General features: G+C 72.3%; 19 protein-coding genes. 13 read left to right on the top strand and 6 right to left on the bottom strand.

Annotated features, from left to right (window positions below):
- Positions 1-197: 197 nt before the first annotated feature.
- Positions 198-944, top strand: a complete 747-nt coding sequence (locus ACFYYH_RS04415) for a ferritin-like fold-containing protein (protein WP_388545740.1) — start codon at positions 198-200, stop codon at positions 942-944.
- Between the two features lie 23 nt (positions 945-967).
- Here the strand turns inward: ACFYYH_RS04415 and ACFYYH_RS04410 are convergent, their stop codons facing one another.
- The 4 genes from ACFYYH_RS04410 to ACFYYH_RS04395 form a co-directional block, all read right to left on the bottom strand.
- A complete protein-coding gene (locus tag ACFYYH_RS04410) occupies positions 968-1237 on the bottom strand; it encodes a hypothetical protein (protein ID WP_388545738.1) in 270 nt (89 codons plus the stop codon).
- 299 nt (positions 1238-1536) lie between these two features.
- Positions 1537-1764, bottom strand: coding sequence for a DUF3107 domain-containing protein (locus ACFYYH_RS04405; protein WP_046500385.1), 228 nt, complete (start codon positions 1762-1764; stop codon positions 1537-1539).
- Positions 1765-1886: 122 nt separating this feature from the next.
- Positions 1887-2528: a TetR/AcrR family transcriptional regulator gene (locus ACFYYH_RS04400; protein WP_388545737.1), complete on the bottom strand. Its 642-nt coding sequence runs from the start codon at positions 2526-2528 to the stop codon at positions 1887-1889.
- A 161-nt stretch (positions 2529-2689) separates the two neighbouring features.
- Complete coding sequence (locus ACFYYH_RS04395; RefSeq protein WP_388545734.1) at positions 2690-3037, bottom strand: hypothetical protein; 348 nt, start codon at positions 3035-3037, stop codon at positions 2690-2692.
- Positions 3038-3137: 100 nt separating this feature from the next.
- On the opposite strand from ACFYYH_RS04395, the gene ACFYYH_RS04390 reads away from it, so the two are divergent.
- The 12 genes from ACFYYH_RS04390 to moeZ all read left to right on the top strand — a co-directional run bounded on the left by ACFYYH_RS04390 (position 3138) and on the right by moeZ (position 18261).
- A complete protein-coding gene (locus ACFYYH_RS04390; protein WP_388545732.1) occupies positions 3138-4178 on the top strand; it encodes an alpha/beta fold hydrolase in 1041 nt (346 codons plus the stop codon).
- 8 nt (positions 4179-4186) lie between these two features.
- Positions 4187-5704 (top strand): DUF3152 domain-containing protein, encoded by a 1518-nt coding sequence (locus ACFYYH_RS04385; protein WP_388545729.1) that lies wholly within the window; start codon positions 4187-4189, stop codon positions 5702-5704.
- Between the two features lie 56 nt (positions 5705-5760).
- A complete protein-coding gene (locus ACFYYH_RS04380) occupies positions 5761-5859 on the top strand; it encodes an Ms4533A family Cys-rich leader peptide (protein WP_388545727.1) in 99 nt (32 codons plus the stop codon).
- A gap of 204 nt (positions 5860-6063) precedes the next feature.
- A complete protein-coding gene (locus tag ACFYYH_RS04375) occupies positions 6064-7788 on the top strand; it encodes an ABC transporter substrate-binding protein (RefSeq protein ID WP_388545725.1) in 1725 nt (574 codons plus the stop codon).
- Positions 7785-8894 carry an ABC transporter permease gene (locus ACFYYH_RS04370; RefSeq protein ID WP_388545723.1) on the top strand — a complete coding sequence of 370 codons (1110 nt, stop codon included), beginning with the start codon at positions 7785-7787 and terminating at the stop codon, positions 8892-8894. The genes ACFYYH_RS04375 and ACFYYH_RS04370 overlap by 4 nt, the downstream gene beginning before the upstream one ends.
- A complete protein-coding gene (locus tag ACFYYH_RS04365; RefSeq protein ID WP_388545721.1) occupies positions 8891-9880 on the top strand; it encodes an ABC transporter permease in 990 nt (329 codons plus the stop codon). Before ACFYYH_RS04370 ends, ACFYYH_RS04365 begins: the two co-directional genes overlap by 4 nt.
- Before the next feature lie 116 nt (positions 9881-9996).
- Complete coding sequence (locus ACFYYH_RS04360; protein ID WP_388546330.1) at positions 9997-11673, top strand: dipeptide ABC transporter ATP-binding protein; 1677 nt, start codon at positions 9997-9999, stop codon at positions 11671-11673.
- 189 nt (positions 11674-11862) lie between these two features.
- Entirely contained in the window at positions 11863-13836 is a 1974-nt protein-coding gene (locus ACFYYH_RS04355; protein ID WP_388545718.1) for a DUF3492 domain-containing protein, read from the top strand.
- Entirely contained in the window at positions 13829-15043 is a 1215-nt protein-coding gene (locus ACFYYH_RS04350) for a hypothetical protein (protein WP_388545715.1), read from the top strand. The genes ACFYYH_RS04355 and ACFYYH_RS04350 overlap by 8 nt, the downstream gene beginning before the upstream one ends.
- A gap of 76 nt (positions 15044-15119) precedes the next feature.
- A complete protein-coding gene (locus ACFYYH_RS04345) occupies positions 15120-16094 on the top strand; it encodes an NAD-dependent epimerase/dehydratase family protein (RefSeq protein ID WP_388545712.1) in 975 nt (324 codons plus the stop codon).
- The gene (locus tag ACFYYH_RS04340; RefSeq protein ID WP_388545709.1) at positions 16082-17011 is read left to right on the top strand and encodes a spherulation-specific family 4 protein; all 930 of its coding nucleotides are present in this window, start codon (positions 16082-16084) and stop codon (positions 17009-17011) included. The genes ACFYYH_RS04345 and ACFYYH_RS04340 overlap by 13 nt, the downstream gene beginning before the upstream one ends.
- A 71-nt stretch (positions 17012-17082) precedes the next feature.
- Positions 17083-18261: an adenylyltransferase/sulfurtransferase MoeZ gene (gene moeZ / locus ACFYYH_RS04335; RefSeq protein WP_388545707.1), complete on the top strand. Its 1179-nt coding sequence runs from the start codon at positions 17083-17085 to the stop codon at positions 18259-18261.
- A 199-nt stretch (positions 18262-18460) separates the two neighbouring features.
- Here moeZ and ACFYYH_RS04330 read toward each other — a convergent pair whose 3' ends face one another.
- On the bottom strand, positions 18461-20113 hold the full coding sequence (locus ACFYYH_RS04330; RefSeq protein WP_388545705.1) for an alpha/beta hydrolase: 1653 nt from the start codon (positions 20111-20113) through the stop codon (positions 18461-18463).
- Positions 20114-20214: 101 nt separating this feature from the next.
- Positions 20215-21807 carry an alpha/beta hydrolase gene (locus ACFYYH_RS04325; RefSeq protein ID WP_388545703.1) on the bottom strand — a complete coding sequence of 531 codons (1593 nt, stop codon included), beginning with the start codon at positions 21805-21807 and terminating at the stop codon, positions 20215-20217.
- Positions 21808-21839 lie beyond the last annotated feature (32 nt).

Below are 21839 nucleotides of genomic sequence, written 5' to 3'. Positions count from 1 at the left end.
GTCCGAGGAAAAGACCCTCGGGCAAAACACTGCCAAACACTGCCAAACACTGCGAGGGCCCGCCAGAAAGCCAGCGGGCTCATTACCACTGTACCCCGGAATCGCGCATGTGTGTTGGGCGAATTCGTCGGAACGGTGTGACGACAGTGTCTGACCAGGGCCTTCCCGGGTGGGAAGAGCGGGCTATTGTGCCGTCCATGGAGACGCCCGACAACGCCACCGCACCCGCACCCGAAGCCGAGGCACCCACTGGGATCGCCGCCCAGGACTGGGGCACGGCCTCCACAGAGCCGCAGTACCGCGCCGCGGTCGTGGATCTGCTCGGCGCACTCGCCTACGGCGAGCTGGCGGCCTTCGAGCGGCTCGCCGAGGACGCCAAGCTGGCGCCCACCCTGGCCGACAAGGCCGCGCTGGCGAAGATGGCCGCCGCCGAGTTCCACCATTTCGAGCGGTTGAGTGACCGGCTGCGGGCGATCGACGCCGAGCCGACCGGCGCGATGGAGCCGTTCGCGAAGGCCCTCGACGAGTTCCACCGCCAGACCGCGCCGTCGGACTGGCTGGAGGGTCTGGTCAAGGCGTACGTCGGGGACTCGATCGCCAGCGACTTCTACCGCGAGGTGGCCGCGCGTCTCGACACCGACACCCGCTCGCTGGTGCTGGCCGTACTGGACGACACGGGGCACGGCAACTTCGCCGTGGAGAAGGTGCGCGCCGCGATCGACGCGGAGCCCCGGGTCGGCGGGCGGCTGGCGCTCTGGGCGCGGCGGCTGATGGGGGAGGCGCTGTCGCAGGCGCAGCGGGTGGTGGCCGAGCGTGACGCGCTCTCCACGATGCTGGTCGGCGGGGTGGCCGACGGGTTCGATCTCGCGGAGGTCGGCCGGATGTTCTCCCGGATCACCGAGGCCCACACCAAGCGGATGGCCGCGCTGGGGCTGGCGGCCTGACACCGTGACCACCGGGCCGTGCGTCAGGACGGCATGGCCCGGCGCAGCCGGCGGCCCGTGGGGCGGACCAGCAGCGACAGCAGCACCGCCCCCACCAGCAGCGCGCCGCCGAGCATCGCCAGCACATGGCCGGGTCCGAGTGCCATATACGTGAGATAGGCGCCGAAGAGGGCGCCGAGCGGACCGGTGAGGAACACCGTCCGGTGCGCCGGCAGCCGGTGCGACAGCAGATGGGCCGCGGCCCCCGAGAGACCGAGCCCGAGCAGGGCCGATCCCAGAGCTACCCAGATCACTGCCGATCACCTCACCACACCATGACGCCACCGCGGTACGGGCCTTTGGGCCCAGCACGTCACTACCCGGCGTGGCTGGAAGGCAACCCTCCCGGCATCTCCCGGACACGATCGATCCGGGGCCCGCGGCGATGGTGACGGAGATCGCGGTGCGTGCGGGCGGGATGTGCGGTGCAGCGGTATGTGCGGTACGAGGGGCGGCGGTACGGGGAATGGCCCGGCGGGAGTCCCGCCGGGCCATTCCTGATGCCGGTACGACCGGCCCCGGGCCGTGTCCGGCACCGATGGCCGGACACGCCCTAGAGCGCGCCGAATCCGACCCGTCGTGTCGTCGGCTCACCGATCTCCACGTACGCGACCCGCTCGGCCGGTACGAGGACCTTGCGCCCCTTGTCGTCCGTCAGGCTGAGCAACTGCGCCTTGCCGGCCAGCGCGTCGGCCACGGCGCGCTCGACCTCCTCGGCGGACTGCCCGCTCTCCAGAACGATCTCCCGGGGCGCGTGCTGCACGCCGATCTTGACCTCCACGGCTATGTCCCTCCGAACGGTCAGTGCGTTGCGCGGTCAGCCGCGCTGTACGCAGCACACATTAGCCCGGGGAGTGGACGGGGAAGACGCCGTGGTGAACGCCCGCAGCGAACACGCGCCGCTCAGTGCTGTTCACCGCCGTGCAGCGGGAAGCCGGCGATACCGCGCCAGGCCAGGGAGGTCAGCAGCCTGACCGCCTCGTCGCGGGGGATGGCCGATTCGCTGGAGAGCCAGTAGCGGGCCACCACCTGGGAGACCCCGCCCAGCCCCACGGCCAGCAGCATGGATTCTTCTTTGGAGAGCCCGGTGTCCTCGGCGATCACATCGGAGATCGCCTCCGCGCACTGGAGCGCGACGCGGTCGACGCGCTCGCGCACCGCGGGTTCGTTCGTCAGGTCGGACTCGAAGACGAGCCGGAACGCGCCGCCCTCGTCCTCGACATAGGCGAAGTAGGCGTCCATCGTCGCCTCGACGCGCAACTTGTTGTCGGTGGTCGAGGCGAGCGCCGTGCGGACCGCCTGGAGGAGAGCCTCGCAGTGCTGGTCGAGCAGGGCGAGATACAGCTCCAGCTTTCCGGGGAAGTGCTGATACAGAACGGGCTTGCTGACACCGGCCCGTTCGGCGATGTCGTCCATCGCGGCGGCGTGGTAGCCCTGCGCGACGAAGACTTCCTGTGCCGCACCCAGAAGCTGATTGCGTCGGGCGCGGCGCGGCAGGCGCGTGCCTCGCGGGCGCGCCGCCTCGGTCTGCTCTATGGCTGTCACGCCGCCTCCCAAAAATCGTGCCGTGTGCGCGCTGTGCGCCGCCCCGCCATCGTACTTTTGGGTAACGGGGCTGTGCGCGGCGCGGACGCAGAATTTCACGGACCGGGACACCCGCGGTAGCCGGGAGAAGGACGGGGCCCTCCGCGGCGCACCGCCGCTGGTCAGCGGTAACCGTCCTCGTCCTCGTCCAGGTCGACCGCCCGTGCCTGTTCCACGGCGTCCGCCTCACTCACCGTGGCCGGATCGATGTCCGTCAGCGGCTCGTCACCGCGGCGCCGCACCTCGGTGTGCTGCTCCACGGCGTCGGCCTCGGGGGTCTCCTCGCCGAGTTCGACGTCCTCGTCCGTGTCCGTGTCCGTGGCTGTGTCTGTGTCGTCGTGGTCGTGGCCGTGTTCCCTGAAGGTGTCCGGGTCCGTGGGGTCCACCGGCATACCGTGCCCTTCCTTCTCGCCGTTCAGCGCCGCGGAGAGCCGGAGCGGCCGGTCCGCGGAAGGGGTGCCGGGGCGCACGCCCCTTCCCCCGAGCGTAGAAGCCCAGGTCTCCGGACGCCATGCGGCCTGTGATACCGAACACATAATGGCGTGCGTGATCGTCTCGTAACATTGCCGCATGTCGTCGACCGAGCTGCCGGAATCCATTACCGCCGCCGTGGCTCCGAGGGTGAGTCCCGTCCGGGTCGCGGAGGGGGAGACGCTCCGCTCCGTCACGCTGCCCGGACTCACCCTGACCGTACGGGGACGGCCCACGACCCGTACGGGAGCGCCGCCCGCGCTCTATGTGCACGGGCTCGGGGGCTCCTCGCTGAACTGGTCGGGGCTGATGCCGCTGCTGGCGGACCTCGTCGACGGGGAGGCCGTCGATCTGCCCGGGTTCGGGGACTCCCCGCCGCCGGACGACGGCAATTACTCGGTCACCGGGCACGCCCGCGCGGTGATCCGGCTGCTGGACGCGGGCGGGCGCGGCCCCGTCCATCTCTTCGGCAACTCGCTGGGCGGCGCGGTCGCCACCCGGGTCGCGGCGGCCAGGCCCGATCTGGTGCGCACCCTGACGCTGGTCTCGCCGGCGCTGCCGGAGATCCGCGTCCAGCGCACCGCGGTCCCCACCGCGCTGCTCGCGGTCCCCGGCGCGGCCGGGCTGTTCGGCAGGCTGACCCGGGGGTGGACGGCGGAGCAGCGCACCCATGGGGTGATGGGGCTCTGTTACGGCGACCCTTCCGTGGTCACCGAGGACGAACTGCGGGGCGCCGTCCAGGAGATGGAGCGCAGGCTTCAACTGCCGTATTTCTGGGACGCGATGGCCCGTTCGGCACGCGGTATCGTCAACGCGTACACCCTGGGCGGTCAGCACGCACTGTGGCGGCAGGCCGAGCGGGTGCTGGCACCGACGCTGCTTGTCTACGGCGGACGGGATCAGCTCGTTTCGTACCGTATGGCACGGAAAGCGGCGTTCGCTTTCCGTGATTCACGGCTCCTTACGCTCCCTGACGCCGGGCATGTTGCCATGATGGAGTACCCGCGGGAGGTCGCGCAGGCCTGCCGCGAACTCATCGCCGGCGCCGACAAAGCGAACAACGCCAGAAGCGCCGACAACGCCAGAAACGCCAACAACGACAACAACGACAACAACGCTGACAACACCGACAGGAGCTGATCCGGGGCGTGGGACGACACAGCCGCAAGGGCCCCGTATCCCAGGGCTCGCCGGGCCCGGCCGCTGTCGCGCCCGCGGAGGCCGGAGCGGATCCGGATCCGGAGCCGGAAGGATCCGGCGGAGGCCGGCGCAGGCGCTCCGGAGCCGGTGAGGACCAGGGGCAGGGTCAGGGGCAGCGCGCGGGCGCGGCGTACGGCACCCCCGCCCACGGCACTCCCCTGTACGGCACCCCCGCGCGCGGCGTGCCGAAGGTGCGCGGCGGCCATCCCGAGCAGCGGGAGCCCGGCGGTGGCTGGGGTTCCGGGCAGCGGTACGGCGACTGGCAGGACACGGCCGCGCCGCGTCCGGCGGGCCGGCCGGCGACCGCCCCGCGCGGCCGTACGGCATCCGGGACAGGGGTGCCCGGTGCCGGTGTGCCCGGGACCGTCGGGGCGGGGCGGGCCACGCCTCCCGCGGCGCCAGGAAAGGCGGCCCCCGGGACGGGAGCGCCGCTGATCCCCGGCCCCCGGCGCGAGTTCATCGACGCGTTCGACTCCGACGCCTTCGACGCCCCCGGCGCCCCCGGCGCCCGTACCGTTCTGCGGGAGAGCGCGCCGCTCGCGCCCCCGCCGTTCCCCGCCACCACCGGAGGCCGGGACGGTGACGGGGGTGCGGACACGGCCGTCGGCACCGGCGACGGTGCGGAGGGCGGCCCCGGGGCGGACCAGCCCGCCAAGGGCGGCAAGGGACGCGCCCTCACCGGTATCGCCGCCGCCGCGGTGACCACGGTGCTCGCCGTCGTCGTGGCCGGACAGGTCACCGGCGGCGCGGAGCCGTCCGGCGCGCGGACCGCCGACGGTCTCGACCGTACCGAGGACGAGTTCGCCTCCCGTTCGGACGGCCGGGCCACCCCGGGCCAGGCCCCGCCGCCCGCGGCGGCGCCTCCCACGTACGCCGAGCTGATGACCCGTCAGTTCCCGCTCGACCCCGAGCTGACGGCCTCCGGCCGGTTCACCGCCGTGCCCGGTCTGGACCGCGCGCCCGGCAAGGGGCAGAAGTTCCGCTACCGCGTGGACATCGAGGACGGACTGGGCCTGGACGGACAGCTCTTCGCGGAGGCCGTGCAGAAGACCCTCAACGACGACCGGAGCTGGGCGCACGGCGGCGCCATGACCTTCGAGCGGATCTCCAGTGGCAGGCCCGACTTCGTGATCACGCTCGCGAGTCCCGGCACCACGGGTGTCTGGTGCGCCAAGTCCGGTCTGGACACCACCGTCGACAATGTGTCCTGCGACTCGGCCTCGACCGACCGGGTCATGATCAACGCCTTCCGCTGGGCGCGGGGGGCCAAGACCTTCGGCGCCAAGGCGATGGTCGGCTACCGCCAGATGCTGATCAACCACGAGGTCGGCCACCGGCTCGGGCACAATCACGTGAGCTGCCGCACTCCCGGAGCGCTCGCCCCCGTGATGCAGCAGCAGACGAAGTCGCTGGACATCGAGGGAATCACGTGCAGGCCCAACCCGTGGGTCTTTCCCAATACTTGAGACGCCTGTCTCAAACCGCGTTGACATCGGGGGCGGGGTCGTCCATATTTCTCGGCATGTCCCCCCACCGCCCCGCCTCCCTCGGTCGCGCCGCCATAGAGCTGGCGCTCATCGGTGTGACCGCGCTCTGCGTGGCCGACATTCACTGTCGCTGACCCCTGCCCGAGCGCGTGTCGGCCGTCCCCCTCCGCCGTAGCACTCCGCGCCTGGGCGTACTCCGTCCGTACGCAGGCGCGGCATCCACCGGGTTCACCTTCACCACTCTCCACCGCTGCCGTCTGCACGGACATCTGGCATATCGCGCCATAGTTCCCGTTCCGTCCGGCTTATCCCCGCAGCAACCGAGAGGCTTCATTCCGATGCGTCAACCGTCCGTCCTGTCCCGCCGCGTGGCCGCGGCCGCCATCACCCTTGTCATGGCGGCGGGTGCCGCCGCCTGCTCGGGTCCCCAGGACAACGATGCCAAGGCCGGGGCCGCGGACAAGGGCAAGCCGCAGAAGGGCGGCAAGCTCACGGTGCTGAACTCCGACCCGCAGAGCGACTTCGACCCGGCGCGTCTCTACACCTCCGGCGGCGGCAACGTCCCGTCGCTGGTCTTCCGCACCCTCACCACCCGCAACCGCGCCAACGGCGCGGCCGGCACCAAGGTCGTCCCGGACCTCGCCACCGACACCGGGCGTCCCAACGCGGACGCCACGGAGTGGACGTACACCCTCAAGGACGGGCTGAAGTTCGAGGACGGCACCCCGATCACCAGCGCCGACATCAAGTACGGCATCGAGCGCTCCTTCGCCGCCGAACTCTCCGGCGGCGCGCCCTATCTGCGTGACTGGCTGGTCGGCGGCGCCGACTACCAGGGCCCGTACAAGGACCCGAAGGGCCTCGCCTCGATCGAGACGCCCGACGCCAAGACCATCGTCTTCAAGCTCAGGAAGCCCGAGGGCGACTTCCCCTTCCTCGCCACCGCGACCCAGTTCGCACCGGTTCCGAAGGCCAAGGACAAGGGGGCCAAGTACGAGGAGCACCCGGTCTCCTCGGGCCCGTACAAGGTCGTCAGGAACGAGGACGACGGCCGCCGCCTCCTCCTGGAGCGCAACCCGAACTGGTCGGAGACGACCGACGACCAGCGGCACGCCTACCCGGACACCATCGACGTGCAGTCGGGCCTCGACGCCGCCGTCATCAACCAGCGGCTGTCGACCAGCTCGGGCGCGGACGCCGCCGCCATCACCACCGACACCAACCTCGGTCCGGCCGAACTCGCCCAGATCGGCAGTGACAAGGCGCTCGCGGCGCGCGTCGGCACCGGCCACTTCGGCTACACGAACTACCTCGCCTTCAACCCGAAGGTGAAGCCGTTCGACAACCCGAAGGTGCGCCAGGCGATCTCGTACGCCATCAACCGCACCAGCGTGATCAACGCGGCCGGCGGCTCCGCGCTCGCCGAGCCCGCGACCACGTTCCTGCCCGACCAGGCGGCCTTCGGCTACACGCCGTACGACCACTTCCCGGCCGGGAAGACCGGTGACCCGGCCAAGGCGAAGGAACTGCTGAAGGAGGCCGGTCACCCCAACGGACTGACCATCTCCCTCACCCACTCCACCGCGCAGAACCGGGAGACCAGCCCCGAGGTCGCCACCGCCGTCCAGGAGTCGCTCAAGCAGGCCGGGATCACGGTCAAGCTGGTCGGCCTGGAGCCCAACGCCTTCAACGAGGCGCGCTGGAGCGCCGCCAAGTCCCCGGGCTTCTTCATCTCCCGGTGGGGCGCGGACTGGCCGTCCGGCGGTCCGTTCCTGGCGCCGATCTTCGACGGGCGGCAGATCGTCAAGGACGGCTCCAACTTCAACCACGCGCTGCTCGACGACCCGGCGGTCAACAAGGAGATCGACGAGATCAACAAGCTGACCGATCTGGCCGAGGCGGCCAAGCGGTGGGGCGCGCTCGACAAGAAGATCGGTGAGCAGGCGCTCGACGTGCCGCTGTTCCACCCGGTCTACAAGCGCCTCTTCGGCAAGGACGTCAAGAACGTCGTGATCAGTGACTGGACCGGTGTCCTCGACATCTCGCAGGTCGCGGTCAAGTGAGTACGGTTCCCGATCTGCCGGCGTCCGGGGCGGGAACGGGGGCCGCCGTGGCGGTCCCCGGCGCCTCGGACGCCCGTCAGGCCTGGCGGCGGCTGCGCGGACGCCCCTCGGCCGTCGTCGCCGCGGGCGTCCTCGGACTGCTCGTGGTGCTGGCCCTCGCCGCGCCGCTGCTCGCCGCCGTCGAGGGCCAGGACGCCAACACGTACCACGACGCCCTGGTGGACTCGGCGCGCGGCGGGGTGCCGGTCGGCTCGTTCGGCGGGGTGAGCGGCGACCACTGGCTGGGCGTCGAACCGGGCACCGGACGGGATCTGTTCGTACGGCTGCTCTACGGCGCCCGGGTCTCGCTGCTGGTCGCGGTGGGCGCCACCGTCGTCCAGGTGCTGATCGGGATCACCGTCGGCCTGGCCGCCGGGCTCGGCAACCGGCTGCTCGACACCGTCCTGAGCCGGTTCACCGATGTGATGGTCGCCCTGCCCATGCTGGTGCTCGCCATCGCCCTGACCGCCGTCGTGCCCACCGACTTCCCGCGTCCGCTGCTGCTGATCCTGGTGATCGGGCTGCTCAACTGGGGTGGTACGTCCCGGATCGTCCGGGCCCAGACGCTCACCCTGAAACAGCTCGACTTCGTCGCCGCGGCCCGGCTCGCCGGCTCGGGCCGCTGGCGGGTCGCCCGGCGCGAACTGCTGCCCTCGCTCGCCGCGCCCGTCATCACCTACGCGGCGATCCTGCTGCCCATGAACATGGTGATCGAGGCGTCGCTGTCCTTCCTGGGTGTCGGGGTCAAACCGCCGACGCCGTCGTGGGGACAGATGCTGTCGACCGCGCAGACCTGGTTCCGCGCCGATCCGATGTACGTACTGCTGCCGGCCGGGCTGCTGTTCGTGACCGTGCTCGCCTTCACCGTGCTGGGCGACGCGATCAGGGCCGCCCTCGATCCCCGGGAGGCGGCGCGGCTGAGGGTCGGGCGGCGAACGTCCCGTACCCCCGGCGGGACATCCGCGACCGGTGGGGCCTTCGCCGGGGGGAGTTCCGCCTCCGGCACGGTTCCCGGACCGGGCCGGGCCCGCGCCGCCGCCGACTCGCCCAAGGACATCTCCTCATGACGCGCTATCTGCTCAAACGGCTGGGCGGCGCCCTGCTGGTCCTGCTCGTGCTCTCCGTCGTGATCTACGGGCTCTTCTATCTCGCGCCCGGCGACCCGGCCCGGCTCGCCTGCGGCGAGCGGTGCAGCACCCAGCAGGTCGCGCAGGTGCGCGAGCAGCTCGGCCTGGGCGACCCGGTGTACACGCAGTACGCCCACTTCCTCCAGGGCATCCTCGTCGGACGCGACTACTCCACCGGCACGGCCCTGCTGCACTGCGACGCGCCGTGCCTGGGCTTCTCGTACCAGACCGACCAGCAGGTCACCTCGCTGATCGTGGACCGGGTGCCCGCGACGCTCTCGCTCGCCCTGGGGGCCATGACGATCTGGCTGGTCATCGGGGTGGGCACCGGGCTGCTGTCCGCGCTGCGGCGCGGCGGGATCACCGAGCGCGCGCTGACGGTGCTCACCCTGGCCGGGACGGGCACGCCCGTGTTCATCCTCGGTCTGCTGCTGCTGATGCTCGTCTGCGCGTACTTGCAGTGGCTGCCGTTCCCGACCTACGTGCCGCTGACCGACGACCCCGAGCAGTGGGCGTGGAACATGCTGCTGCCCTGGCTCACGCTGGGGCTGTTCGAGAGCGCCAAATACGCGCGGCTGACGCGCAGTTCGACGCTGGAGACGCTGGCCGAGGACCATATCCGCACGTTTCGCGCCTATGGCGTCGGGGAGCGGGCGGTCGTCGGGCGGCACGCGCTGCGCGGCGCCGTACCGCCGGTCATCGCGCTCAGCGCGCTGGACTTCGGCTCGGTGATGGGCGGGGCGGTACTCACCGAGTCCCTCTTCAACATTCCCGGGATCGGCAAGACACTGATCGACGGAGTACGGGAGATCGATCTGCCCGTGGTGGTGGGGGTGGTGCTGGTGACCGGCACGGCCGTCGTACTGGCGAATGTGGTGGCCGACCTGCTGTACGCGGCCGCCGACCGGAGGGTGGCACTCCTGTGACGGAGCATGTGCGCGACGAACTGCGTGACCGGCCGGCCCGGTCCGACGATCGGCCGGATCGGCCGGATCAGCCGGATCGGCAGGGGGCGGGGGCGGGGACGGGGACGGGAAGCCTGATCGAGGTCGAGGACCTGACCGTCGACTTCGTGTCGGGCGAGGAGACCGTACGGGCCGTCGACGGACTGTCCTTCTCGCTGGCGGCGGGCCGGGCGATCGGCCTGGTCGGTGAGTCCGGCAGCGGCAAGAGCACGGTCGCGGCCGCGCTGCTCGGGCTGCACCGGGGGACCGGCGCGCGCGTCGGCGGCACGGTGCGCGTGGGCGGTACGGACGTGGGCGCCGCCTCCGACCGCGAACTGCGCGCGCTGCGCGGCGCGGTGGCCGCGATGGTCTTCCAGGACCCGCTGTCGTCCCTGGACCCGTACTACGCCGTCGGCGACCAGATCGCCGAGGTCTACCGCGTCCATACGGACGCCTCGCGGCGGGCGGCCCGCGCACGGGCCGTCGAGGTGCTCGACCGGGTGGGCATCCCGGACGCGGCGCGCCGGGCCAACGCCAGGCCGCACGAGTTCAGCGGCGGCATGCGCCAGCGCACCCTCATCGCCATGGCGCTCGCCTGTGAACCGCGTCTGCTGATCGCCGACGAACCGACCACGGCCCTGGATGTGACGGTCCAGGCGCAGATCCTCGATCTCCTCCATGAGCTGCGCCGTGAGACGGGCATGGGGCTGCTGCTGGTCACCCATGACGTGGGGGTCGCGGCGGAGAGCGTGGACGAGGTGCTGGTGATGCGGTACGGCAGGGAGGTCGAGCGCGGCCCGGTGGCCGAGGTGCTCGGATCGCCGCGGCAGACGTACACGCGCACGCTGCTGTCCGCGGTGCCCCGGGTGGACGCGCCCCTGACGCGGGTCTCCGGGCGCCCGGCGGGCCCCGGCGAGGTACCCGGCCAGGTATCCGGCGAGGTGCTGCTCGAAGCCACCGACCTGCGGCGGGAGTTCCGGCGGGGACGGCGGACCGTCACCGCCGTGGACGGGGTGTCGCTCACGGTCGGAGCCGGTGAGACCCTCGGCATCGTCGGGGAGAGCGGCAGCGGCAAGACCACCCTGGGGCGGATGCTCGTACGGCTGCTGGATCCGACCGGCGGCGGACTGCGCTACCGGGGTACGGAGATCGGAGCGGTGTCCGAGAAGGAGATCCGGCCGTACCGCCGCGAGTTGCAGATGATCTTCCAGGACCCCGTCGCCTCGCTCAATCCGCGCCGTTCGGTGGGCGAGTCCGTCGCCGATCCGCTGCGGGCGGCGGGGGAGCTGGACGACGGACGGATCGTCGCCCGCGTGCGGGAGCTGCTGGAGCGGGTGGGGCTCGACGCCGACCGGTACGACCGGTATCCGCACGAGTTCAGCGGGGGCCAGCGGCAGCGGATCGGTATCGCGCGGGCACTGGCGGCCGATCCCCGGCTGATCGTCTGCGACGAGCCCGTCTCCGCCCTCGATGTGACGACCCAGGCCCAGGTGGTCGAGCTGCTCGCGGAACTCCAGCGGGAACTGGGTCTGGCGCTGGTCTTCATCGCCCATGACCTCGCCGTGGTACGGCAGGTCAGTGACCGGGTCGCCGTGATGCGGGACGGCAGGATCGTGGAACAGGGGACGGTCGAGGAGGTGTACGGATCGCCCTCCGACCCGTACACCCGGCAGTTGCTCGCCGCCGTGCCCGCGCTCGATCCGGTGCTCGCCGCCGCGCGCCGCTCGGCCAGGAAGGCGCTCGCGGCGCCCGCCGGAGACATGGCCGCGGCCTGACCCCGCGTAGCCGGAGCACCCCGTAGCGCGACAGAACGCTACCGGTGCGAAAAAGTTACGTGCATTCACCCCTTCCGGTGGCGCGACGGACAACCGTCCGTCGCGCCACTGGCATATCCGCTTACGGTCGTCCCGCTGCGAGTCGCCGGTCAACGGCGGCTGCCCACAAGGGAGATCGGGGGTGCGCTCGTGCGGATCGGACTGCTTACGGACGGTGGCTATCCGTATGCCATGGGTGAATCCGGACGCTGGTGCGACCGGCTCGTACGCGGGCTCGCACAGCACGAGTTCGACATCTACGCGCTCAGCCGCAGTGCGCGGCAGGAGGCGGGCGGCTGGACGGAGCTGCCGCGCCGGGTCCGGCGCGTGCGCACGGCGCCCCTCTGGGCACCGGCGGACGACGGCCGCGGTTACGGGCGGCGCGACCGGCGCCGGTTCGCGGAGCACTTCGGTCAACTGGCCGTCGCCGTCTGCTCGGACGGGACGGCGGGCGGACCGGGTGCGGCGGGCGGGCCGGGCACGGCGGGCACGGCGGGTGCGGCGGGTGCGGTGGCCGGGACGGCGGGGACGGCCCGCGGGGCAGCCGGGACGGCCGGGGCGGCGGGGGCGGCCGGGGCGCGGCCGGTGGAGGGCGCCGATGCCTTCGCGGCCGGGCTCTACGGGCTCGCGGAGCTCGCCAGGGAGCGCGGTGGACTCCACGGCGCACTGCGCTCGGAGGCGGCTCTCCGGCTGCTGGAGTCCGCCTGTCGTACACCCGGCGCGCGCCGGAGCGCGCAGTCCGCGACCGTGTCCGACCTCCTGGCCTTCGCCGAGCGGCTGGAGCACGTTCTGCGCCCCCTGTCGCTGGACTGGTACGACGACGGGGCGCTGGGCGCCGTCGATCTCTGCCACGCCGCCTCCGGTGGCGCCGCCGCTCTCCCCGGACTGCTGGCCAAACGCTTCTTCGGGGTGCCGCTGCTGGTCACGGAGTACGGCGTCCAGCTCCGGGCGCACTATCTCGCGACCGGGGGCGCGGGAAGCGCTACGGCGGACCCCGAGCCGCTCGGCACACCGGTCCGCGCGCTGCTCGCCGCCCTGCACGGGCGGCTGGCCGCCGAGATCTACCGGCAGGCGCAGATCATCACCCCCGGCAACACCCATGCCCGGCGCTGGCAGGTACGGTGCGGCGCGGACCGCGCCAAGCTGCGCACGGTCTACCCCGGGATGGAGGCGGAGCGTTTCTCCGGCGCGGGGTCGCCAACGGGTTCCGGAGCCGGCTTCGGTGCGGGCTCGGCGGCGGGTTCGCCGGCGGGTTCCGGAGGTTCCGGAGCGGGTTCCGGGGCCGGGGAGGGCGATCCGGACACGCTCGTCTGGGTCGGCAGGATCGAGCCCGCCAGGGATCTGATCTCGCTGCTGCACGCGTTCACGATGGTCCGCGCCGCGGAGCCCGGCGCGCGGCTGCGGATCGTGGCCGCCCCCGCGCAGGGCCCGGGAGCCGAGGCGTATCTCGCGCACTGCCGCGCCCTGGCCGTCCAGCTCTTCCCCGACGAGGCCGTGGACGCGCACAGCGACGGCGAGAACCCGGTCTCCTTCGAGGAGATCGGCGGCCCCGAGATGCCCGGACTCCCCGACGCCTATGCGGCGGGGGCCGTGGTCGTCCTCTCCAGCGTGGTCGAGGGCTTCCCGGTCAGCCTGGTCGAGGCGATGTTCAGCGGACGCGCGACGGTCTCCACGGATGTCGGCGCGGTCGTCGAGGTCATCGGCGGCACGGGACTGGTGGTGCCCCCGCGCAATCCGCGGGCGCTCGCGGACTCCTGTATCGCGCTGCTGCGCGACCCCGGGCGGCGCGCCCGGCTGGGCGCGGCGGCGCGCTCCCGCGCACTGGAACTGTTCACCGTCGAGCGGAACCTCGCGGCGTTCGACGCCCTCTATCTGGAACTCGTCTCGCGCACCCCCGTACGGCGCGCGGCGGACCCCGTGCCCTTCGCCTATCCGGCCGAGCTGTACGCCCCCGTCCGCTGGGGCGCGGGCAGCCAGGGCGGCCAGGACCAGCGGGGCAGCCAGGACCAGCAGGACAGGCAGGGCAGCCAGGACCGGCAGGACCGGCAGGACCGGCAGCGGCCTGCGGCGCGGTCTCGGCTCCCGGAGCGTACGTCCGTGGGCGTGGGGGAGAGCGATGTCTGACGAAGCCGCACCCCTGACGGCCTCCCCGGCCACCCCACCGCCCGGCGACCCGGCCGGGAGGCCCCTCGCGAAGTCCGCCCGGAAGCCCGTCGGCAGGCGCGGGACCGGAGACCCGGTCAAGGGACTGCTGCACCGGTACCGGGAGCTGTGCGAGCGTGCCGTCGACCCGCTGGAGATCGCCGCCGTGCTGGAGGCCCACGGGATCACCGACCGGACCGCCGCCCGCTTCCGGCACCGGGACGTCTTCGCCCTCGCCGACGAGCTGTACGCCCGCGTACCGCACGGAACGAGCGGGCGGACCCCGGCGCGCACGGCGCACGGAACCGGCGCCCGCGTCGGCTGGTGGGCGGTGGTCGCGCTGCTGCCCGGGGCCGTGGCCTGTCTCACCCTCGTCGGGCTGGAGCGCGGCACCGGACAGGGGCGGCTCGCGATAGGCCTGGCGGGGGCCCTCGCGCTCACGGGCGCGCTCTCCGCCTGCCTCCGCCGAGGGCCGCTGCGCGCCGGGGGCCGCACGGTCCCCGCCGCCGGTCTCTGGGTGTACTGGCTGCTGGCCTATCTGGTCTGCGGTGACGGACTCCTGGACGAACTGGTCGGCGGCGGGCCCGACGGACCGTGGCCCGCGACCGTGACGCCCCTCGCCGCGCTGGCGTGCGCCGTCGTCCCCGCCGCCTGGTGCGCCCGTCTCTTCTCCGTCGGGGCAGGGCGCAGGCTGGCCGACAGCCATGGACTCGCCGAATTCTCCGCCCGGGTGCGGCCCCTGCTGCTCGCCCTCGTCGGACTGTACGTCTGCGCCCTCACCGCTCTCACGACGGGCGCCGACCTCGTCTTCGCCGAAGACGGCAGGACCGTCCCCACCGTCGCCCTCGGCACGCTCCTGCTGCTGGCCCGGCTGCTCACCGTCCACGGCCTCCCCGGTCCGGCCACCGCCGGACTCGCCGCCGCCTGCGCCGTGGAGATCCTCTCCTGCGCGTCCGTGCTCGCGGGCCGCCTCCCGGGCTTCGAGCCGCTCGCCGTCCCGGTGACCCACGCGGTCCGGATGTGGGGCTCCTCGGCCGTACCCGCCCTCGCCTGCGGAGCCGCCGCCCTGGTCCTGCTCCTCCATGCCGCCGTCGCCCTGTCCCGGGCCTCGGCGCACACCCGGCCCCAGCCCCTCGTACCCCGACGCACCCGACCCCGCACCACAGCGACACCACACGGAAAACCATGAAGGAGACACCAGACATGACCCCGCGATCCCCAGCACCGGCCCCCGCCCAGGCCCGTCGGCACGGAAAGGCGGGGCGATGAGGGTTCTGCTGCTCGGTGCCAACGGTTTCCTCGGCCGCTTCGTGGCCGACCGGCTGCTCGCCGACCCCGCCGTGCACCTCACCGCGCTCGGCCGCGGCGACGACGCGGACGTACGGTTCGATCTCGCGGGCGGCAGCCCGGGAGCCCTCACCCGCTTCCTGGACGCCGTCCACCCCGGAGTCGTGATCAACTGCGCCGGGGCCACCCGGGGCGGTGCCCGCGAACTGACCCGGCACAACACCGTCGCCGTCGCCACGGTCTGCGAGGCCCTGCGCCGCAGCGGCTGCGGAGCGAGACTCGTCCAGCTCGGCTGCGCCTCCGAGTACGGGCCGTCCCAGCACGGCTCGTCCACGGCCGAGGACGCCGTGCCCCGCCCCGGCGGTCCGTACGGGGTGAGCAAGCTGGCCGCGTCCGAGCTGGTGCTCGGCTCCGGGCTCGACGCCATCGTGCTCCGGATCTTCTCGCCCGTCGGGCCCGGCACCCCGGCGGGCTCCCCGCTCGGCCGGCTCGCGGAGGCCATGCGCCGGGCCATGCAGGCGGGCGACGGCGAGCTGAAGCTCGGCGGGCTCGGCGTGCAGCGCGACTTCGTGGACGTACGGGACGTGGCGCGCGCCGTGCACGCCGCGTCCCTCTCGGCCGCCCAGGGCATCGTCAACATCGGCACCGGCCGGGCCGTCAAGCTCAGGGACGCCGCGGCCGTGCTGGCGAGGGTCGCGGGCTACGCCGGAGCCCTCCATGAACTCGACATGCCCCCGGGGCCGGTGCGCCCCGGCCACGCCACCATCGGACCGCCGCGCGGCGAGCCGGCGATCGAACACATCGGCGCGGGCCCCTTCCCGTACCCCGACGGCTGTGGCGGCTGGCAGCAGGCGGACGTACGCACCGCCCGCGACCGGCTCGGCTGGCGGCCCCGGATCAATCTGGAGGAGTCGCTCGCGGACATCTGGATGGAGGCGGCGTGCCGCATCTGACCAGGACCGGCCACCGGCCCTCCGCCACCGAGCGGGGCCGGCTCGGCTTCGGCGTGCCCGGATACGCGCATCCGCTGCTCGCACCGGTCGAATGGGCCGAACTGACCCGGCCGGGAACGCCGCTGCACTGGGCCGTCCTCAATGTCGCGGACGGTCCCGGAGACCGTCCCGACCCGCACTGCCTGGCGGCCGCGGGCCGGCTCATCGGCACGGGCGCCAGGGTGCTCGGCCATATCGATCTGGCCCACGGCACCCGCCGTCCGGACGAGATCGTCACGGAGGCGGAGCGCTTCCTCGACTGGTACCGCGTCGGCGGGTTCTTCCTCGACCGGTGCCCGACGGGCCGCGAGGAACTCCCGGAGATCCGGCGGACGACGGCGGCCCTGGAGGCGTTACTGGCCGCCGGGGCGGCGGGCGCGGGACGGGACGGACGGCCGACGGAGTCGTCCGGGGGGCCGGGGGAGCCGTACGGACGGCCGGGGGAGCCGTACGGGAGGCCGGGCGGCGGGCATCTCGTCCTGGGGCACGGAACCCATCCGCACCCCGGATACGCCGAGGCCGCCGACCAGTTGGTGACCTTCTCCGGACCCTGGACGGACTACCGCTGGTCGCAGGCGGCCGAGTGGACCGCCGACCATCCGCCCGAGCGCTTCGTCCATCTCGTCCACGGGGTGCCCCGCGGCCATCTCGACGAGGCGATGAGGATCGCCCGCTGGCAGGGCGCGGGAACGATCTTCTTCACCGACCACCGCGGCCGGCCGGACCGCGGCGGGCCGGGCGAACGGAATCGGGGCGCCTGGGAACGGGGGGAAAGGGGTGAACACCGCACCAGAACGGGGCATGACGGACCATTCGCATCACTGCCCGGCTACTGGGACGAAATCGTCTCGCGAGTCGGACCGGGTGTCTCGGAATGAGAAGGGCCGTGGCAGTGTTGCAGGAAGAACAACCGTACTGAATCATCGACCAACCCCCTGTTGAGGTCCCTGTGTCGTTGCCACCCCTGGTCGAGCCCGCTGCGGAGCTCACCGTCGACGAGGTCCGCAGGTACTCCCGTCACCTCATCATCCCGGATGTGGGGATGGACGGGCAGAAGCGGCTGAAGAACGCGAAGGTGCTGTGTGTGGGTGCCGGAGGTCTCGGCTCCCCGGCTCTGATGTACCTGGCCGCGGCCGGTGTCGGCACCCTCGGCATCGTGGAGTTCGACGAGGTCGACGAGTCGAACCTCCAGCGGCAGATCATTCACAGCCAGGCCGACATCGGCCGGTCGAAGGCCGCGTCCGCGCGTGACTCCGTCCTCGGTATCAACCCCTATGTGAACGTGATCCTTCACGAAGAGCGGCTAGAGGCCGAGAACGTGATGGAGATCTTCTCGCAGTACGACCTGATCGTGGACGGCACCGACAACTTCGCCACCCGCTATCTGGTCAACGACGCCTGCGTGCTGCTGAACAAGCCGTACGTCTGGGGTTCGATCTACCGCTTCGACGGGCAGGCCAGCGTCTTCTGGTCTGAGCACGGCCCGTGCTACCGCTGCCTCTACCCGGAGCCCCCGCCGCCGGGCATGGTGCCCTCCTGCGCCGAGGGCGGCGTGCTGGGCGTGCTCTGCGCGTCCATCGGCTCGATCCAGGTCACCGAGGCGATCAAGGTGCTCACGGGCGTCGGCGAGCCGCTGGTCGGACGGCTGATGATCTATGACGCCCTGGAGATGCAGTACCGCCAGGTCAAGGTCCGCAAGGACCCCGACTGCGCGGTCTGCGGCGAGAACCCCACCGTCACCGAACTCATCGACTACGAGGCCTTCTGCGGTGTCGTGTCGGAGGAGGCCCAGGAGGCGGCGGCCGGCTCGACGATCACTCCCAAGCAGCTCAAGGAGTGGATCGACGACGACGAGAACATCGAGATCATCGATGTCCGGGAGCCGAACGAGTACGAGATCGTCTCGATCCCCGGCGCCAAGCTGATCCCGAAGAACGAGTTCCTGATGGGCACCGCCCTGGCGACCCTGCCGCAGGACAGGAAGATCGTCCTGCACTGCAAGACGGGCGTCCGCAGCGCGGAGGTCCTGGCGGTGCTGAAGTCCGCGGGCTTCGCGGACGCGGTGCATGTCGGCGGCGGAGTGATCGGCTGGGTCAACCAGATCGAGCCGGAGAAGCCGATCTACTAGGCACCCGGTCTCCTGGGTACCCGGTCTTCCGGGTACCCGATCCGCTGGGTACTGGTTCACTGCCGTGCCGTTCTGTTCCGAAGGGGCCGGTCCACCTCGTGTGGACCGGCCCCTTCGTCGTCCGTCGCGGCGGGCCGTCGTATGAGCGTCGTGACCGGACAGCCGGCGGCTCCTGGCGCGGCCCCTGCCCGGACAGGGCCTAGGCGCAGCTCTTTCCCGGGGCCGGGACCTTGTCGCGCAGGAAGTAGTCGTCCACGACCTGGGTCACACAGGCGTTCCCGGTGGTGTACGCGCCATGGCCCTCGCCCTCGAAGGTGAGATGGACCCCGACCCCCTCGCCGAGTTCCTCGGCCATCCGCAGGGAGCCCTCGTACGGCGTCGCCGGGTCGCCCTTGCCTCCTATCACCAGGATCGGGTCCGCGCCCGGCGCGGCCACCTCCGGTGTCTCGTGCTCGCCGGCGACCGGCCACCGCGCGCACCAGCCGGCCAGGTCCCAGGCCAGATAGGGGCCGAAGACCGGCGACACCTCGCTGAAGTCGGCCAGCAGCCGGGAGCGGACCTCGGCCGCGTCGACCCTGCCCTCGGCGTCCGCGCAGGATATGGCGCGCTGGGCGTGGTGCGCGGTGCCGTAACGGCCCCGCGCGTCACGGTCGTTGTACGCGTCGGCCAGCCGCAGCAGTCCGGTGCCGTCGCCGTTCTCGGCGCCCTCCAGCGCGTCGGTCAGCTCGGGCCAGCTCTCCTCGCCGTACAGCGGGCTGATGATGCCGGTGAGGGCGAGGCCCTGGGTGAGCGTGCGGCCCATGGCGGTCGGCAGCGGCTCGCTGTCCAGCCGGTCGAGCAGCTTCACCACCCGCGCGGTGCCGCTTCTCGCCCCGATGTCCCGGCTCTTGAAGTAGTTCTCCAGGGCGCGCTGGAAGCCGAGCGCCTGATTGCGGGAGTGGCCGGTGTAGTCGGCCGACGGATCGACCACCGCGTCCAGGGTGAGCCGGCCGACCTTCGACGGGAACAGATGGGCGTAGACGCCGCCGAGTTCGGTGCCGTACGAGAAACCGAAGTAGTGGAGTTTCCGGTCGCCGAGCACCTGGCGCATCAGATCCATGTCCCGGGCGGCGCTGGTGGTCCCCACATACGGCAGGATCCGCCCCGAACGCTTCGCGCAGCCCGCGCCGAACTCCGCCGAGTCGTCGAGGAAGACCCGCTCCTCGGCCGGGGTGTCCGGGGTCGAGTCGATACGGAGGGAGCGTTCCGTCTGCCTGTTGTCCCGGCACACCACCCCGGAACTCTCCGCGACGCCACGGGGATCGAAGCCGACCAGGTCGTACCGCTCGTGGAGCCGGTCGAACAGATCGGCCGCGCCGGGCAGCGTGGCGACCCCCGAGCCGCCGGGCCCGCCGAAGTTGAAGAGGAGCGAGCCGATGCGGCGGTCCTTGTCCCTGGCCGTCGAGCGGATCAGGGCTATCGCGGTGGTCTCCCCGGCCGGGCGGGTGTAGTCGAGGGGCGCCACCAGGGTGGCGCACCGCCAGTCGGCGCCGGGGGCCTTCGCGCCGCTGCCGCGCGCCTTCTCGGGGGCGGCGCACCGTACCCAGTCGAGCCGCTGGGCGGTGAACGCGCCGGGCAGTGCGGGCGAGGCCGGTCCCGCTCCCCCTTCCTGTGCCCGGCCCTGGACGGTGCCGGGGGCGGGGGCGGCGGTGACCGGGGAGGCGGCCTTGGCGTCGGGCGGGGTGTCCTCCGTACCGCCGCATCCGGCGAGCGCGCCGACGAGCAGCAGCAGTCCCGCCGACAGCGTGGACAGCGTTGACAGCGCGGACGTGGACAGCGCGGACAAGGAGGCTGTCCGGTGAGGTCTGGGCATCGGGCAATTCAAGCCCGTCCCGCGGTGGAGGACAACCGAGGTCCAGGCCGAACCGAGGCGGTGTGCGGCGTGATCCGTCGCGGGAGCCGCCGCCGCTCCCCCTATCGGCATACGGTCCCCGCCTTGGGGACCGTGCCGTTCAGCAGATAGTCGTTCACGGCCCCCTGCACACAGGGGTTTCCGCTGTCGTACGAGCCATGGCCCTGGCCGTGGTACGTGATCTCGACCCCGACACCCTTGCCCAGCGCCTCGGCCATCGCCCTGGCGCCCGCGTACGGGGTCGCCGGGTCACCGGTGTTGCCGACGATCAGGATCGGGGCCGCGCCGGGCGCGCTGACGTCCGGGTGCGACCACTGTCCCGGCACCGGCCACTTGGAGCAGCTCATCAGCCCCCAGCCGAGGAAGTCCCCGAAGACGGGCGACGCCCTGCGGAACTCGGGGAGCTTCGCCCGGGTCTGCTCCAGGGTGTAACGCTCCTTGGAGTCCACGCAGTTGATCGCCGCGTTGGCCGCCTGGATATTGCTGTACCCGCCGTTCTCGTCCCGCCCGTTCATCGCGTCGGACAGCGCCAGCAGCAGCGCCCCGTTACCGCCGTCGGCCTCGTCGAGCCCCTGCTCCAGATAGGGCCAGAACTCCTTCGAGTAGAGCGCCTGGGCGATGCCGTTGGTCGCCTGGGTCTGGGTCAGCTTCCGGTTGCCGATGCCCGCGATCGGCTTCTTGTCGAGCCGGGTGAGCAGTCCGGTGATGAACCCCTCGATCTGCTTCGGTGTGGTGCCGGGCAGTCGGCAGGCGTCGCCGCGGGCCACACAGTCCTTCGCGAAGTTGTCGAGGGCGAGCTGGAAGCCCTTCGCCTGGCCGAGCGAGCCCTGTTCGGAGTCCTGGGAGGGGTCGACGACGGCGTCGAAGACCGCGCGGCCGACCTTCGACGGGAACAGATGGGCGTAGACACCGCCCAGTTCGGTCCCGTAGGAGATACCGAAGTAGTACAGCTTCTTGTCGCCGAGGACCTTGCGCATCAGCTCCATGTCGCGTGCGGCGTTGGTCGTACCGACATACGGGAGGGACTCCCCGGAGCGCTTCTCGCAGGCCGCCGCGTACGAGGCGAGTCCGTTGACGAAGGTCTTCCGCTCGGCGGCGTCGTCCGGTGTGGCGTCCTGCGCGTAGTACGCGTCGAGCTGGCGGGCGTCCTTGCACTCGACGGGGTCGCTGCGGCCGACGCCGCGCGGGTCGAAGCTGACCAGGTCGTAACGGGACCGGAGCTTCTCGTAGTCCGGGGCGAACGACGGCAGTCCGGAGACTCCGGAACCGCCGGGGCCGCCGAAGTTGAAGACGAGCGAGCCGATCCGCCGGGCCCTGTCACGTGCCGGGGCCCGGATGAGCGCCAGGTCGATCGTGTCACCGCCCGCCTTGGCGTAGTCGAGCGGCACCTTCATCGAGGCACACTGCCACCGCGCGCCGCCGGGCAGCGGGGACGGTGCCGTACCGCCGCCCTCCGCGGTCGACGGTGCCGGGCACGCCGCCCAGTGCAGCCGCTGGGAGCCCAGGTTCTTCGGCACGGCCGTGCTGTTCGCCCTGCCCCCGTTGGAGCTGGCGCCGTCGGGGCTCCCGCTGTCGGAGCAACCGGTGGCGGCCAGCAGGGCGGCGGCGGTGACAGCGGCGAGCGCCGTGCCGCGCCGGGTGGGGGAGGTCGGCATGGACCCATCGTGCGCTCCGGGGGCGCGCGCCG

The organism is Streptomyces sp. NPDC002018, from assembly GCF_042890865.1.
In the GTDB taxonomy this organism is placed as follows: Bacteria; Actinomycetota; Actinomycetes; order Streptomycetales; family Streptomycetaceae; genus Streptomyces.
This window is presented reverse-complemented; position numbering and strand designations above follow the sequence as displayed.